Annotated in this window: 9 protein-coding genes and 2 pseudogenes; 7 read left to right on the top strand and 4 right to left on the bottom strand. The window is 49.1% G+C overall.

Going from position 1 to position 14,029, the window contains the following annotated elements:
* Positions 1-2,120 (bottom strand): two-partner secretion domain-containing protein (locus tag E5S67_RS33165; RefSeq protein WP_246276665.1); only part of this gene is annotated, 2,120 nt, incomplete at its 3' end.
* Positions 2,121-2,489: 369 nt separating this feature from the next.
* Positions 2,490-2,726 (bottom strand): annotated as a pseudogene (locus E5S67_RS07645) (geranylgeranyl reductase); the annotation flags it as partial.
* Positions 2,727-2,734: 8 nt separating this feature from the next.
* Here E5S67_RS07645 and E5S67_RS33160 point away from each other — a divergent pair.
* The 3 genes and pseudogenes from E5S67_RS33160 to E5S67_RS07635 form a co-directional block, all read left to right on the top strand.
* Positions 2,735-2,926: pseudogene (locus tag E5S67_RS33160) on the top strand (hypothetical protein); the annotation flags it as partial.
* A 386-nt stretch (positions 2,927-3,312) separates the two neighbouring features.
* Positions 3,313-4,206 carry an isoaspartyl peptidase/L-asparaginase family protein gene (locus tag E5S67_RS07640; RefSeq protein ID WP_172186471.1) on the top strand — a complete coding sequence of 298 codons (894 nt, stop codon included), beginning with the start codon at positions 3,313-3,315 and terminating at the stop codon, positions 4,204-4,206.
* Positions 4,207-4,408: 202 nt separating this feature from the next.
* The gene (locus E5S67_RS07635) at positions 4,409-5,683 is read left to right on the top strand and encodes an ATP-grasp domain-containing protein (RefSeq protein ID WP_172186470.1); all 1,275 of its coding nucleotides are present in this window, start codon (positions 4,409-4,411) and stop codon (positions 5,681-5,683) included.
* Positions 5,684-5,724: 41 nt separating this feature from the next.
* On the opposite strand, the gene E5S67_RS07630 is transcribed toward E5S67_RS07635, so the two are convergent.
* Together E5S67_RS07630 and hisD are read right to left on the bottom strand one after the other, a co-directional pair.
* Positions 5,725-6,147 (bottom strand): universal stress protein, encoded by a 423-nt coding sequence (locus E5S67_RS07630; protein ID WP_172186469.1) that lies wholly within the window; start codon positions 6,145-6,147, stop codon positions 5,725-5,727.
* Positions 6,148-6,495: 348 nt separating this feature from the next.
* Positions 6,496-7,803, bottom strand: a complete 1,308-nt coding sequence (gene hisD, locus E5S67_RS07625) for a histidinol dehydrogenase (protein WP_172186468.1) — start codon at positions 7,801-7,803, stop codon at positions 6,496-6,498.
* 876 nt (positions 7,804-8,679) lie between these two features.
* Between hisD and rpsT the strand changes: the two genes are divergently transcribed.
* From rpsT to rpoB, 4 genes are all read left to right on the top strand, one after another.
* Positions 8,680-8,982, top strand: a complete 303-nt coding sequence (gene rpsT, locus E5S67_RS07620) for a 30S ribosomal protein S20 (RefSeq protein ID WP_172186467.1) — start codon at positions 8,680-8,682, stop codon at positions 8,980-8,982.
* A gap of 276 nt (positions 8,983-9,258) precedes the next feature.
* Entirely contained in the window at positions 9,259-10,038 is a 780-nt protein-coding gene (locus tag E5S67_RS07615; RefSeq protein WP_172186466.1) for a TatD family hydrolase, read from the top strand.
* Positions 10,007-10,372 (top strand): hypothetical protein, encoded by a 366-nt coding sequence (locus tag E5S67_RS07610; RefSeq protein ID WP_172186465.1) that lies wholly within the window; start codon positions 10,007-10,009, stop codon positions 10,370-10,372. Before E5S67_RS07615 ends, E5S67_RS07610 begins: the two co-directional genes overlap by 32 nt.
* Positions 10,373-10,639: 267 nt before the next feature.
* Positions 10,640-14,026: a DNA-directed RNA polymerase subunit beta gene (rpoB, locus tag E5S67_RS07605; RefSeq protein WP_172186464.1), complete on the top strand. Its 3,387-nt coding sequence runs from the start codon at positions 10,640-10,642 to the stop codon at positions 14,024-14,026.
* The last annotated feature ends 3 nt before the right edge of the window (positions 14,027-14,029 follow it).

The raw sequence follows: 14,029 nt of genomic DNA, 5'->3' as shown, positions 1-14,029 counted from the left end.
TTTTTATGTTTTTTGTTTTGTGTTGTTAGTTTCGTTGTGGTTGGTTGGTTGGTTGTTGGGGTTTGTGCTGGTGTTGGTGCTGTGGTTGGTGGTGGTGTTGGAGATGGCGTTGGTTGTGGTGTTGGAGATGGTGTCGGTTGCGGTGTTGTAGATGGCGCGGAAGTAACGATCGCAATATTGCCCTGAGTGTAAGTGCTAGGCGGCACCGGCACCGCGAACTGCGGCGAAATTGTCTCGGAACCTGATGTAATGGCTCCCGTCGTCCCATTCGTTGTCGCATCGCCGACAATAAAAGGTGTAGTCGTGCTCCCCGCGTGGCGAATAGTAATCGCGCCGCCACCCGTGCCATTATTAGCGCTGGAAATGCTCGCATTTACACCGTTACTATCTGTAAAAGTGCCGCTGACTGTGAGAAGATTGCCAGCCGTGATGTCAACACTGCCGCCAGTAGACTGAAGAGTGCCTGTAACGGCGATGTCGCTGGCAGCTTTGAGAGTAATATTACCCCCAGAAGTGGCGATCGCATCCAGCGCAATGTCGCCTCCCGACTCCAAAATCACAGGCCCGCCTGCTGTCGAAATCGCTCCCACTCCGATGCTATTGCCCGAAGCAACACCCGGTGAAGCAAAAAATGTCTCCCCTTCGGTGACATTCGGCGGCAGATTCGCAGCATTCGCCAAAGTCGAAACGCCCGATCGCAGAATTAAAGCTGCACTACCTGAAAGCACTGCCGCATCTGGATCGGCGGAACCCAACAAAGTAGTATCTGGCCCAGTGATGGTAATATCTCCCGCGGCGATCGCGCCTTTTGCTTCTACCTTAAGTGAGGTTCCAGTATAATCTCCAAATCTCACATCTCCCTCGGAGCTAATAATCGGGTCGTACAAGCTCACAAAACTGCCGCCGTTGCCAGACAATGTGAGAATAGAAAAATTACCACGCGCAGCGAAGTGAGCATCACCCGAAACATTGCCATTGCTCAATAATGTGATATCCCCTGCGGATTGGAATGCAGGGTTAGGGTAATTTAGCGCGAAGATATCAATATTTTGATTACCTTGTATTGTAAGATTGCCACCTGCGATCGCCCTGAAAGCGTTATTTCCATCCCTCACCCGCACCGTATCTCCTGCCAACAGATACAAATTGTTCTCAGTAAGTAGCTGGCTTTCTACCAAAGTGAGATTACGTGCTGCCGAGAGTGTAGCATTCTGACTATTAACAGTAGAACTAGCGATCGCCACATCTCCGCTTTCCACTCTCAAACCCGCCGTCAAAACCACTTCTCCTGCACCGTTAACGGAGATACCAGTAGCAGAGTTCCCACCTGCACCGGCAAGCAATTGTGGAAGAGACAAAGGCAGAGACAATTGCCCATTCTGTGCCAACAATTCGCCGTCAATAACCCGTATTTCTAAACTTAATAAATGTCCTTCTTGACTAAGCCGAACAGCATTTTTACCGGGGACAGAAGCGACAATAATATTACCTTGGGGAGCCTTGAGGGAACCCGTGCTGACGACAGTACCGCTAATTAAAGTTATACTTTGTCCAGGCATGACTGCTAAATTACCTGCATTGAGGATACTTCCCGGTTGGCTGAGATTAAAGTAAAAAGTGTTCGGAGTTCCTATCAGCGTAATGTAATCGTTCGCTCCTGCAACATTGAACAAACCGGAATCAAAACCGATGTTAGTAGCAGTAGTACCCGTAAAAGCAGCCGGAAGATTCAAGCTAGCATTAGGGCCAAAGATAATGCCCGAAGGATTTATTAAAAACAGGTTGGAATTGCCGCCAATTACTTGAATTAAACCGTTGATAATAGAAGGATTGCCGCCTACTACCCGCCCTAAAATGTTGCGAATAGCGGGAGTAGAAATAAAATTAGCAAGCTGCCCTTCGGTAAGCCCAAACTGTTGAAAACTGTGGAAAAGATTCGCTCCATCTCTAGAAGTTTTGCCACCTGTAATATTCAAGCGATCGCCGCTTGGCGTGACAGTAGTGCCAGTTCCATCGGGTGCGGGAACAATGGGTTGTCCTTGTACCACCGCTGTACTCAAAATAGTGGCTGCGATCGCTAGCATTGCAGCACCATGTATAGGAAAGAAGGCTAGTTTCATTAACTTTTAGCTGGCAGAGCACGTATCAGACAATTATAAGTTTAAGGTATTGGCTGGTCAGTGCGGTCAACTGCGGTGTAGACTTAGCGATTAAGAACGTCGTCACCATCAGGGCGGTTGCTATACCTGAAACCCACATTCTTCACCCTCAACAGTCACGAGCGGTTTTTAATTATTTTTAGCCAGCTATAAAGCTATAATTTATAGTTTTATACCGTACATTGACAGATAAAAAACGTTTTAAAATCATAATTTATTATTTTAAAAATAGAGTTTTATGTGTAATTATGGTGTGTAAAACCCCAGCCTGCGTAATGTGCGCTAGAAATCAAAGCAAAAGTGCGATCAACTGCTGAGACACCCTACAAACTCTAATTTGTAAACGATGCCGTTAATCAGCTTTGCACCCAAGGAAGCGGCACGATCGCGCAGGAAGCAGTCGAACACTTCCCGGTGGCACATACCGATATATTCGTGTGCGTTTTCGATGTTGATGTCCACCTCTATGTTGGAGGGGGAAATCATTTTCATTTTTCTGACTTGGCGGTCAACAATACTTTGTGGCAAGTCAAATTCGTTGACCATGCACAGGGAAATCGTCCCACCGCGATATTATTGCTGAGCAGAATTGTCTGCGACTGTTGTTGAGTCAGGGAATTGACGGATTTCACGAGTGGTATTGGGGCGACGGTTGAGTGCAGTCTCGGTTGAAGGGAGTGTCGCTGCTAGCGCTGAATTTTGGACAAACGGCGAGTTTGTTGCGGCTGCGAGAGTTTTTGGCGGGGAAGCAGAAAGGTTCAGACTGATGTGAAGGCCGATCGCACTTATTGTCTCTCAAAGTCTCCTTCTTCACGTTTACCGATTTTGCCTGTTAAGCTGTAGTGCATCGCCTTAAGTTTTACCTCATCTTTACTCCCTAACTCTTTCAATTTCCTTAACTAACTCGCAGCCAAATTTCCTCAAACTATTGACCTAACTTTGGCAACATATATATTAATAATTCGTAAAGAGCTAAGTCAGGAGGAATACAAATATCGACAAAAATAATTATATCTGAAGATATACGAATCTTAAATTAAACACAGCTAGGCTATATAACTAGCATCAAATAAAATACTTAAAAATTGCTTATAATAAATTGATTGATATAAGGCATTTTTAAGTAGAGCTTAAGATAAAAAAAAGGAAATTTATGGTATTGAGTATTATTGTTCACGGTGGAGCAAAAACCATCTCACAAGAGAAGGTTGCAGCCAACAATGCAGGCTGTACCGCAGCAGCAGAAGCGGGTTGGGCAGTGCTCGCAAGCGGGGGTACAGCAGCAGAAGCAGTTGAGGCAGCTATCCGGGTTCTGGAAGCTGACCAGACATTTAACGCAGGCTTTGGATCGGTTCTCAACAGTAAGGGAGAGGTAGAGCTAGACGCAGGGATCATGGAAGGCGGTTCATTAGCTTGGGGAGCGATCGCCAATGTTCAAGGCCTGTGCCATCCCATCTCTGTGGCGCGAAAGATTATGGATAAAAAACCCATGTTCTTAGTAGCGGATCACGCAGAACATTTTGCAGCAGAAAATGGAGCCGAGAGGTGTACAAAAGAAGACTTAATCGCAGAGGAGCAACAGCAAGAGTGGGAGGAGGAAAAAGAAGTTATTGACCGCCCCAATACCGTTGGTTGTGTAGCTTTGGACAGCAGTGGCACCTTAGTTGCCGGTACCTCAACAGGAGGCACTATGAATAAGCCCGCCGGTCGCGTCGGCGACAGCGCCATTATTGGCTCAGGCTTGTTTGCTGAAAATGAACAGGGCGCTTGCTCGACCACAGGCGATGGCGAGTCGATTATGCCAGTAGTTCTGGCTAAGACGGCGATCGACATTCTAGCGTCCGGCAAGCACCCAGACGAAGCAGCGCAGATGGCAATTGAGACTCTGGCATCTAAGATAGCAGGAGAAGCTGGGTGCGTCATCATAGACCCTCAAGGGCGGGTTGGCTGGGCGCATAATTCAACCGACATGGCTTGTGCTTATAGAACCTCAGAAATGGACAAGGTGGCTGTGTTCACTAAGAAAAAACAACTCGCCCATCGTTGAAATTATTGAGGTTGCATTCTCTCTAGTTGGAGAGAGTTAAAATTCTGCAACTAATATCTTATTTCCTAGGTATTAAGTAGCTTGACATCAATAAACACTCTTTCAATTTGTAGGGCGGGCATTGCCCACCCTACTTTTAATTATGTCGAGCTACTTAGTGGCCGGGAAAACTGTTCAATTCAAACTCGACTTGGATATTCCTATGAACTCAACATACGATTTTCTTTACTTTCAAGGCAATTCTCTTTCCGATTTGTTTGCTCCAGACATCACAGATGCACGTTATGCGTTCATCCTAAATTACCCTGCAACTGCGAGTTGGGCTGCTTACCCCAACAGGAAAAAATACTTTATTCAAGACGGCAGCAGTGAAGCCACCAAAACTTCTTTCGACAAGATTGGCCAGAAGGAACCTTGGAAAAATCTGGCTGTGTTAGGCGATGCCATCCCAGGGATTGTGATTAATTTACCACCCCACTCGCTGATTGACTATTGGCGGGAGCATTTTGGCTTCAGCTACAGCAGTATGGAGATGATAGACTGCTCAACTTATCTCGAAGATCTCAGTCGAAGCGATCGCTTTGACAAACTCCTCACTCTATTTCCCTTCGACAATCTCAAACCTGAAAAACACGCCGTCCATCCCGACATCCACTACCACTTGCTCAGCAAAGCAACGCTAGCAGAATTAGGGGTGCAATGTCCGAAATACCAAAGCTACAATCTGCACGAAGTCAATCTCGAAAGCATTCAGTTACCAGAGCAATTCCCCTACTTGATTAAAACATCCCACGGACTTTCTGGAGAAGGCACTTATATTATCAAAAGCGCCAGCGATCTGAACTACTGCTTGCAGGAAGTGAGGAAATATCTCGATATTAAGTTGCTGGATACGATTATTATCTCGGAATTCGTCAAGAATGAAGTGCAGAATTATTGTGTGCAGTTCTATGTAAGCAAAACTGGAAATATCAGGCTTATCGGCACTACCAGCCAACTTGTCACTCCAGATGGCAGCTATTTAGGGGGACTAATTCACTACCGCGAAACCGACATGAGTAGGTTTTTTGAGATGATTGCCGCTATTGGTAAATATGCTCACCAACAGGGTTATTTTGGCGTTATTGGCTTCGACGTGCTGGAAGACTCAGAGGGACAGTTGTATGCGATCGATGCCAATTTCCGAGTTAATGGCTCGACTCCGCTTTGCGTGCAGCGCCATACCTTACTGGGGCTGGGAAAGGAGGTGGCTAAATATTCGAGTGACTGGCGAATGGATGGGACTTTGGAATCGATTCTTGTCACCCTGAAGCCAGAACTCGATCGCAAGGACTTGATAATTTTGTCGGCTTTAGAGAAGGTTAAATACGGAAAAATCTACACGGAAATTTACGGGATAGTTGCGGGTGAGGATATGAAGGAAATGCAGCACATCGAGCAGAATTTGCACAGTAAGGGATTGCAGCAATTGGGTTGATATCTACTCTACCGATTGCAGCGGTTATGGGGTTTTCCCGCTCATCTCACCCGCACCACCAACACCGAACAAGGAGCCTCAGCCACAACCTCAGCACTCACCGAACCCTCCAAAATCCGCTTTAAACCAGTCAAACCCCGACAGCCGATCGCAATTAAATCCGCCTTATAAATATTAGCCAAACGCAAAATTTCCTCTGCTGGCTCCCCTGACACAATTTCTAAATCGCTCTGGCAAGGCAACTTTTCCTGATAAGATTGCAGTAACTTCTCCACTTCTCGGTAAGCAATTTCATCTCCCTGAGCGTGAGGTCGATCGACAACCGCGTCAAAATCCGACGTACCAGAACTGACAACATGAACTAGAATCACCTTTGCCGTCGGTTCTAGCTGAAATTGCCCTACAAGTTGCAATACCTGAGTCGCTAACTCTGAATTGTCGATCGCTACCAAAATAGTATTCAATGCCGTGCACCTTTAAATCTCAGATAGTAGACTTTGAATTTCTCCTTGATTGTCGCCTACTTTCCACAATTTCGCGCTGCCCACCAACATCATCATTACCTACGCACAAACCCGGTTTCTTAACATAATTGCGTCATTTAAGGCAGATAATTGAAGAAACCGGGTTTTTTAAACCCGCAGTCCGTAAGTAGGTAGGTGCAAATAAACTTTGCCGGCTGTCACAGAATGTAAAGCTACCGTAATCGCCAGCGAATTGCTTCGTTTGACTGCGTTTCACTCGTTTTTGACTACTTATGTATTTTCCCGCTCATCTACTTAAATCTCGATCGCCAATCCCAAATCTACCATCTAAAAATCACCATCATTTTCTGTGCGCAGCCGCACCGAATCAGCATGAGAAGGAAGCCCCTCTGCTTCGGCTAAAACATTAATCGCCCTACTCACCTTCTTAAGTGCAGCAGGCGAATATTGAATCAAACTCGAATGCTTCATAAAAGTTTCCACACCCAGCGGCGACGCATAGCGCGCAGCCCCAGAAGTCGGCAAAGTGTGATTCGGGCCAGCCAAATAATCACCTACAGCTTCCGGCGTCGAGCAGCCCAAGAAAATCGCCCCAGCGTGGCGAATTTGGTCGAGCAAAGCCCAGGGATCTGCAACTTGCAATTCCAAGTGTTCCGGGGCAAACTCGTTAGAGAGTTCCGCCGCGGCTTTGAGCGAGTCAACTACCACGACTAAACCATAGTTGGCGATCGCCTTTTCTGTTAAAGTTCGGCGCGGGTGATTGGTCAACTGTCTGTCTACCTCAGCAACCACTTTCCTCGCCAGCACCGAATCCGCCGTCAGCAAAATTGCCGACGCCATCGAATCGTGCTCAGCTTGAGCCAACATATCCGCAGCTACGTGTACAGGATTAGCCGAGCCGTCTGCTACGATCAGCACCTCCGACGGGCCAGCCAGAGAATCTATCCCCACCGTCCCGTAAACCAGTTTTTTAGCCAGGGTGACGTAAATATTCCCTGGCCCAGTAATTAAATCCACCTTCGGAATAGTTTCCGTACCGTAAGCCAAAGCTGCGATCGCCTGCGCCCCGCCTACCCGATAAATCTCATCAACTCCCGCTTCCTGAGCCGCTACCAGCACCGCAGGATTCATTTTCTTTTCCTGTCCGGGGGGAGTACACATCACCAGTCTCGGAACCTTGGCGACCTTCGCAGGAACCGCATTCATGATCACCGAGCTTGGATAGGACGCCTGACCGCCAGGAATGTAAATTCCCGCTCGATCGACCGGGGTGTAGCGTTTGCCCAAAACAATCTCGTCATCACCAAACTGCACCCAAGACTTCGGGACGCGCTGTCGGTGAAACGCCTCTACCTGTTTGCAAGCCAGCCGGATTGCATTTAATAATTCTTTCGACACCTGCTGGTAAGCAGCATCCAATTCGGCGCCGCTCACCCGTAAATCTTCCACATTTAGGGTCATGCGGTCAAATTCAGCAGTGTAGTGCAGCACAGCCTGATCGCCTCTGCGCCTTACAGCTTGCAGCACCTCCCGCACGGTGGCTTCTTTGTGAACAACAAGTTCGTCATGGGTGCGATCGCAGATTCGTCGCAGTTCAGCTTGTGCCTCAACCCACTGAGTAATGATTCGCAGCATGGAGATTAGGAATGCCGTCTATAAATTCACTAACATTTGCTTGACAATTGGGGATTTTTGTGGCTATCGATTTCCTGCAGAAGTAGGTCACCACCAGTCCACAAGCTTAAACCGCGAGACTCGCGGCATTTGCAAAGCCTTCAGTGCAGCGTTTAAATCTCTGTCGAGGATTTTGCAACACTGAGGACAAGTCACAACCTTTCTGAGGAATTGTGCGCCATAAAACCGGGTGCGGAGGGAGAGGGTTCGATCCCAGAGCGGGAGAGTGTCCGAGCCCGAGAGTGAGTGAGGGGGAGAGTGTGCAAGCGGGAGAATTTTGATTCTGCCTTCTACCTTCTACCTTCTACCTTCTGCTCCGGCTACCTTGTACCTTCTACCTTCGGTAAGTGCTTCTTGCCGAACCCCAAATAACCCGTACTCTTTGTTATAGCTTAACTTGGATTTTTCAGGGAATCACATTCTTTGCAGAATAGATGCTATATTAGTTTTTCCAACACCTGATAATTTTTTTATAAAAAAACGCCAAATTATTGTATACTTGAAAATTGCGCGCAAGAAACCGTGACTTTAACTCGTGACGGTGGAAACACCGCAAAACGCCTTCGTAACACCAGTGTCATACCTTTGGGTATCGTCAGGGATACAAAGCAGGCAGTTAAATGAGTCAATAAAAAATTATTGCGCGGGCGATCGCCAAAAAATACCCACAGACTCAGATTTATCTGAGCGAATGGAGAGTGGCTGTCTGACTCAGCCGTTTAAAATCAAGCTTTTTGCGGATCGATCCCGAAAAGGTTGTCCTTCCAAATCCCCGTGTCTTGAGACTGTCTTGAGACTAAGGTGTATCAATGAATACCTACTTCCAGCAACTGAACTATGGCTAATATTAAGTCCGCCGTCAAACGAGTCAAAATCGCCGAACGCAACCGCTTGTACAACAAATCTTACAAGTCAGCGGTCAAAACTTTGATGAAGAAGTATTTTGCGACAGTTGACAAATACGCCGCAGCTCCGAGCCCTGAATTAATGCAAGAAGTCCAGCAGCGAATGTCTGAGGCCTACAGCAAAATTGACAAAGCTGTCAAAAAAGGTGTACTCCACCGCAACAACGGCGCTCGCAAAAAGTCCCGCTTGGCAAGAACCCTCAAGCCACACGAAGCATCCTCGGTAGCATCTTAAGACAGAAGGAAGTTCGGCAACGGATTGTGTACGGGATTTAACGGATTTAATCGATTTTGAGGGAAGAATTCAAGCGCGGAGTTCGGCAACGGATGGTGTATGCGATTTAACGGATGGATACTGAGGGAAAAAGGAAGAGGAAAGATTTTTCCCAATCTCCCCCTCTCCCAGTCTTCCAATTGTTTCGTCGAGTCTCCCACTCCCCCACTCTCGCCCTCTCGCCCTCATACCTCACCCACTGGGACTCTCCCGTATCACCTCTAATCTGCTTCCCCCATGCAGCTCATCGACACTCACGTTCATATCAACTTTGAAACCTACAAATCTGAGTTAGAAGCCATTCGAGAACGCTGGCGCGAAGCTGGTGTAGTTCGGCTGGTTCATTCTTGTGTAGAGCCAGAAGAGTTTGCCGGAATTCAAGCAATCGCCAATCAGTTTGCCGAAGTCTCCTTTGCGGTGGGACTCCACCCCCTAGATGCCGACAAGTGGAAAGACGAGACTGCGAGCCAGATTAGGGAATTAGCAAGTTCGGACTCTAGGGTAGTGGCGATCGGCGAAACCGGACTGGACTTTTATAAAGCAGACGATCGAGAACACCAGTTTAAAGTGTTTGAGGCACAGCTTGAAATCGCCCAGCAACTTGACAAACCAGTCATTATCCACTGTCGCGACGCCGCCGCCCCAATGGCCGAAATGCTGAGGAACTTTTGGCAAACACGCGGGTCAGTGCGCGGGGTCATGCACTGCTGGGGAGGTACACCCGAAGAAACCCAGTGGTTTTTAGACCTAGGTTTCTACATCAGTTTTAGCGGCACAGTCACCTTTAAAAAAGCCTTGCAAATACAAGAATCAGCTTGTATGGTAAATAGCGATCGCATCCTAGTCGAGACAGATTGCCCTTTTCTCGCCCCCGTACCCCAGCGGGGAAAACGCAACGAACCAGCCTACGTCTACTATGTAGCCGAGCAAGTTGCTAAATTGAGAGGAGTTTCTCTCTTAACTTTGTCCCAGCAGACAACCGAAAATGCGTGTCAGCTATTCGGTTTTTCAGTTTAGCTATAGAAGAACAAAGAAACGAGGAAAACAGGTCGATTTAGGGGCCAGCGATAGAGAGAATCCCATTTATATCCTGCAGAAAAACCGGATTCATCCTTTATTGGAGATTCTTTTGGCGTTGCCTGCTGCGATCGGATTTGCGTCCTATAATAAAAAGAACCGACCGATCGGGCGTTGGCTTACTATCCGCGACTGCGATGTCGCCCGGGAAATGCCAACACAACGCGAGTACGCTAACCTTCGGGATCGGCAAAAACTTCACGCAATACCTCAAAATTTCACGCTCAAACTTACACATCAGAAAAAACTTGGAAACTCAGCAATTTGGCAATAGCTGTCAAGTCAATTTTAGGAGTCAAAAGTGTAGGAATTTTATCTTGGAACACCACGATATCGGAGCTAAAAGCATCTCAATCGAAGCCAAAATCAGCATAAAACTTATGCGAGCAACCAGCACAAATAACCGTTGCAGCAGTTGGCAGGATCGCAAAAATATCATATAAATTCTCTCACACAATCCATCAAAAAAACGCAACAAGGTAAAAAAGCCAAGCCTTGGCGCCATGTAAAAAGCTAGAGCCACTGCGAAAAAAGGATACCCATGACCACTAAAGATTACACAGAATTCGCCTTCACCTTGCCCGACCTGATCGAAATCCAGCGGGCAAGTTTTCGCTGGTTTCTAGAAGCCGGGCTGATCGAAGAACTCGACAGCTTCTCCCCGATTACAGACTACACGGGCAAGCTGGAACTCCACTTCATGGGCAAAGACTTCAAACTCAAGCGCCCGAAATACGACGTGGACGAAGCCAAGCGCAGGGACAGCACCTACTCGGTGCAAATGTACGTCCCCACCCGCCTGATTAACAAAGAAACAGGCGAAATCAAAGAACAAGAAGTCTTCATCGGCGATTTGCCCTTGATGACCGAGCGCGGCACTTTCATTATCAACGGCGCCGAACGGGTGATTGTCAACCAAATCGTGCGATCGCCCGGCGTCTACTACAAATCAGAAACCGACAAAAACGGTCGCCGTTCGTATAACGCCTCGCTGATCCCCAACCGAGGTGCGTGGCTGAAATTTGAAACAGACAAAAACGATTTAGTCTGGGTCAGAATCGACAAAACCCGCAAACTCTCAGCCCAGGTGCTGCTCAAAGCATTGGGACTCACAGACGGCGAAATCTACGACTCCCTGCGCCACCCGGAATACTTCCAGAAAACGATCGAGAAAGAAGGACAATTTGGCGAAGAAGAAGCTTTGATGGAGCTCTACCGCAAACTCCGTCCCGGCGAACCCCCCACCGTGGCGGGCGGCGAACAGCTCCTCAACTCGCGCTTTTTCGACCCCAAACGCTACGATTTGGGCCGAGTCGGCCGCTACAAACTCAACAAAAAACTGCGCTTGACAGTCCCGGATACGATGCGGGTGCTGACATCGCAAGATATCTTGACGGCGATCGACTACTTAATCAACCTCGAATTCGACATCGGTTCGACAGACGACATCGACCACTTAGGCAACCGCCGCGTCCGCAGTGTCGGAGAACTGCTGCAAAACCAAGTCCGCGTCGGCCTCAACCGCTTAGAACGGATCATCCGCGAAAGAATGACCGTCTCGGATGCCGACTCCCTCAGCCCCGCTTCTCTGGTCAACCCGAAACCGCTGGTAGCAGCAATCAAGGAATTCTTCGGTTCCTCCCAGCTTTCGCAGTTCATGGATCAAACCAACCCTCTGGCAGAACTGACGCACAAACGCCGGCTTTCCGCCCTTGGGCCTGGAGGTTTGACACGGGAACGCGCCGGGTTTGCGGTGCGAGACATTCACCCGTCCCACTACGGCCGGATTTGCCCGATCGAAACACCAGAAGGCCCCAACGCCGGTCTGATCGGTTCCTTGGCAACCCACGCCCGCGTCAACTCCTACGGGTTCATAGAAACTCCTTTCTATCCAGTAGAAAAAGGACAGGTGCTGCGCGACAAAGCCCCCGTTTACATGACAGCCGATGAAGAAGACGATTTGCGCGTCGCCCCCGGAGACATCAGTCTCGACGAAAACAACAACCTCTTGGGCGAAACCGTAGCCGTCCGCTACCGCCAAGAATTTACGACGACTACGCCGATGCAGGTGGACTACATGGCGATTTCGCCGGTGCAAATCGTCTCCGTGGCGACATCGCTGATTCCGTTCCTGGAACACGACGACGCCAACAGAGCTCTGATGGGATCGAATATGCAGCGGCAAGCTGTGCCGCTGCTGAAACCAGAACGGCCCCTAGTCGGTACGGGCTTGGAAGCTCAGGCAGCGCGAGATTCCGGGATGGTTGTGGTTTCCCGGATTAACGGCGAGGTAATTTACATAGACGCCACCCGGATTATTGTCAAACCCCTAGCTGTGGATGCCGAATCGAATTCCAGCGAGGAACATTTCCTGATTCGGGAATACGACGATCTCAAAGTCAAACAGCCCTCGGTTTGGAAGCAAAAATATGCTGGCTGCATCGAACACGAACTGCAAAAATATCAGCGCTCTAACCAAGATACTTGTTTAAACCAGCGTCCGCTGATTTATGAGGGCGATCGAGTAGTTGCCGGTCAAGTTCTCGCCGACGGTTCCTCCACTGAAGGGGCAGAACTCGCTCTGGGCCACAACATCCTCGTAGCTTATATGCCTTGGGAAGGCTACAACTACGAAGACGCGATGCTAATTAGCGAGCGTTTGGTGTACGAAGATGTCTACACTTCGATCCACATTGAAAAATACGAAATCGAAGCCCGCCAAACCAAACTCGGCCCCGAAGAAATCACCCGCGAAATTCCTAACGTCGGCGAAGACGCGCTGCGCCAGCTAGACGAACAGGGCATTATCCGCAAAGGTGCCTGGGTAGAAGCCAGCGACATCCTAGTCGGCAAAGTCACCCCCAAAGGCGAATCCGACCAACCGCCGGAAGAAAAACTGCTGAGGGCAATCTTCGGCGAAAAAGCCCGCGACGTGCGCGACAATTCCCTCCGCGTCCCTAACGGCGAAAAAGGTCGCGTGGTGGATGTGCGGGTGTTTACCCGCGAACAGGGCGACGAACTGCCTCCCGGCGCCAACATGGTCGTCCGCGTCTACGTAGCTCAAAAGCGGAAGATTCAAGTCGGCGACAAAATGGCCGGCCGCCACGGAAATAAGGGTATTGTGTCCCGGATTCTGCCGATGGAGGATATGCCCTACTTACCCGACGGGACTCCCGTTGACATAGTGCTCAATCCGTTGGGCGTACCGTCGCGGATGAACGTAGGTCAGATTTTTGAGTGCTTGCTAGGATGGGCCGGCGAAAATCTGTCGATGCGGTTCAAGATGGTGCCTTTTGATGAAATGCACGGCGCTGAAAAGTCGCGGGAAACCGTACACGGCAAGCTGCAGGAAGCCAGGGAAAAAACCGGCAAGCCTTGGGTGTTTAGCGAAAAGCACCCCGGCAAGACTATTGTCTACGATGGCCGAACTGGGGAACCGTTCGATCGCCCGATCACAGTCGGCATCGCCTATATGCTGAAGCTGGTTCACTTGGTAGACGATAAGATCCACGCCCGTAGCACAGGCCCTTACTCGCTGGTAACGCAGCAGCCTTTGGGCGGCAAAGCGCAGCAGGGGGGTCAGCGGTTCGGAGAAATGGAAGTCTGGGCTCTGGAAGCGTTCGGCGCAGCTTATACTTTGCAAGAGTTGCTGACTGTGAAGTCGGACGATATGCAGGGGCGGAATGAAGCGCTGAATGCGATCGTCAAAGGCAAAGCTATTCCGCGCCCCGGTACGCCGGAATCTTTCAAGGTGCTGATGCGGGAGTTGCAATCTTTGTGCTTGGATATTGCTGTGCACAAGGTGAATACGTCCGACGAGGGCAGCGAACACGTTGAGGTGGATTTGATGGCGGATGCTGGGGGCAAGCGATCGCCCTCCCGGCCTACTTACGAATCCCTTTCTCGTGACGAACTTGACGAGGATTAGGAA

The organism is Microcoleus asticus IPMA8 (assembly GCF_013179805.1).
GTDB classification, from domain to species: domain Bacteria; phylum Cyanobacteriota; class Cyanobacteriia; order Cyanobacteriales; family Microcoleaceae; genus Microcoleus; species Microcoleus asticus.
This window is presented reverse-complemented; position numbering and strand designations above follow the sequence as displayed.

Coding starts and splice junctions, on each gene's coding strand:
- E5S67_RS07635 (WP_172186470.1), top strand. CDS start 4,409: ATGAACTCAACATACGATTTTCTTTACTTTCAAGGCAATTCTCTTTCC.
- E5S67_RS07610 (WP_172186465.1), top strand. CDS start 10,007: ATGCGTGTCAGCTATTCGGTTTTTCAGTTTAGCTATAGAAGAACAAAG.
- rpsT (WP_172186467.1), top strand. CDS start 8,680: ATGGCTAATATTAAGTCCGCCGTCAAACGAGTCAAAATCGCCGAACGC.
- E5S67_RS07640 (WP_172186471.1), top strand. CDS start 3,313: ATGGTATTGAGTATTATTGTTCACGGTGGAGCAAAAACCATCTCACAA.
- rpoB (WP_172186464.1), top strand. CDS start 10,640: ATGACCACTAAAGATTACACAGAATTCGCCTTCACCTTGCCCGACCTG.
- hisD (WP_172186468.1), bottom strand. CDS start 7,803: ATGCTGCGAATCATTACTCAGTGGGTTGAGGCACAAGCTGAACTGCGA.
- E5S67_RS07615 (WP_172186466.1), top strand. CDS start 9,259: ATGCAGCTCATCGACACTCACGTTCATATCAACTTTGAAACCTACAAA.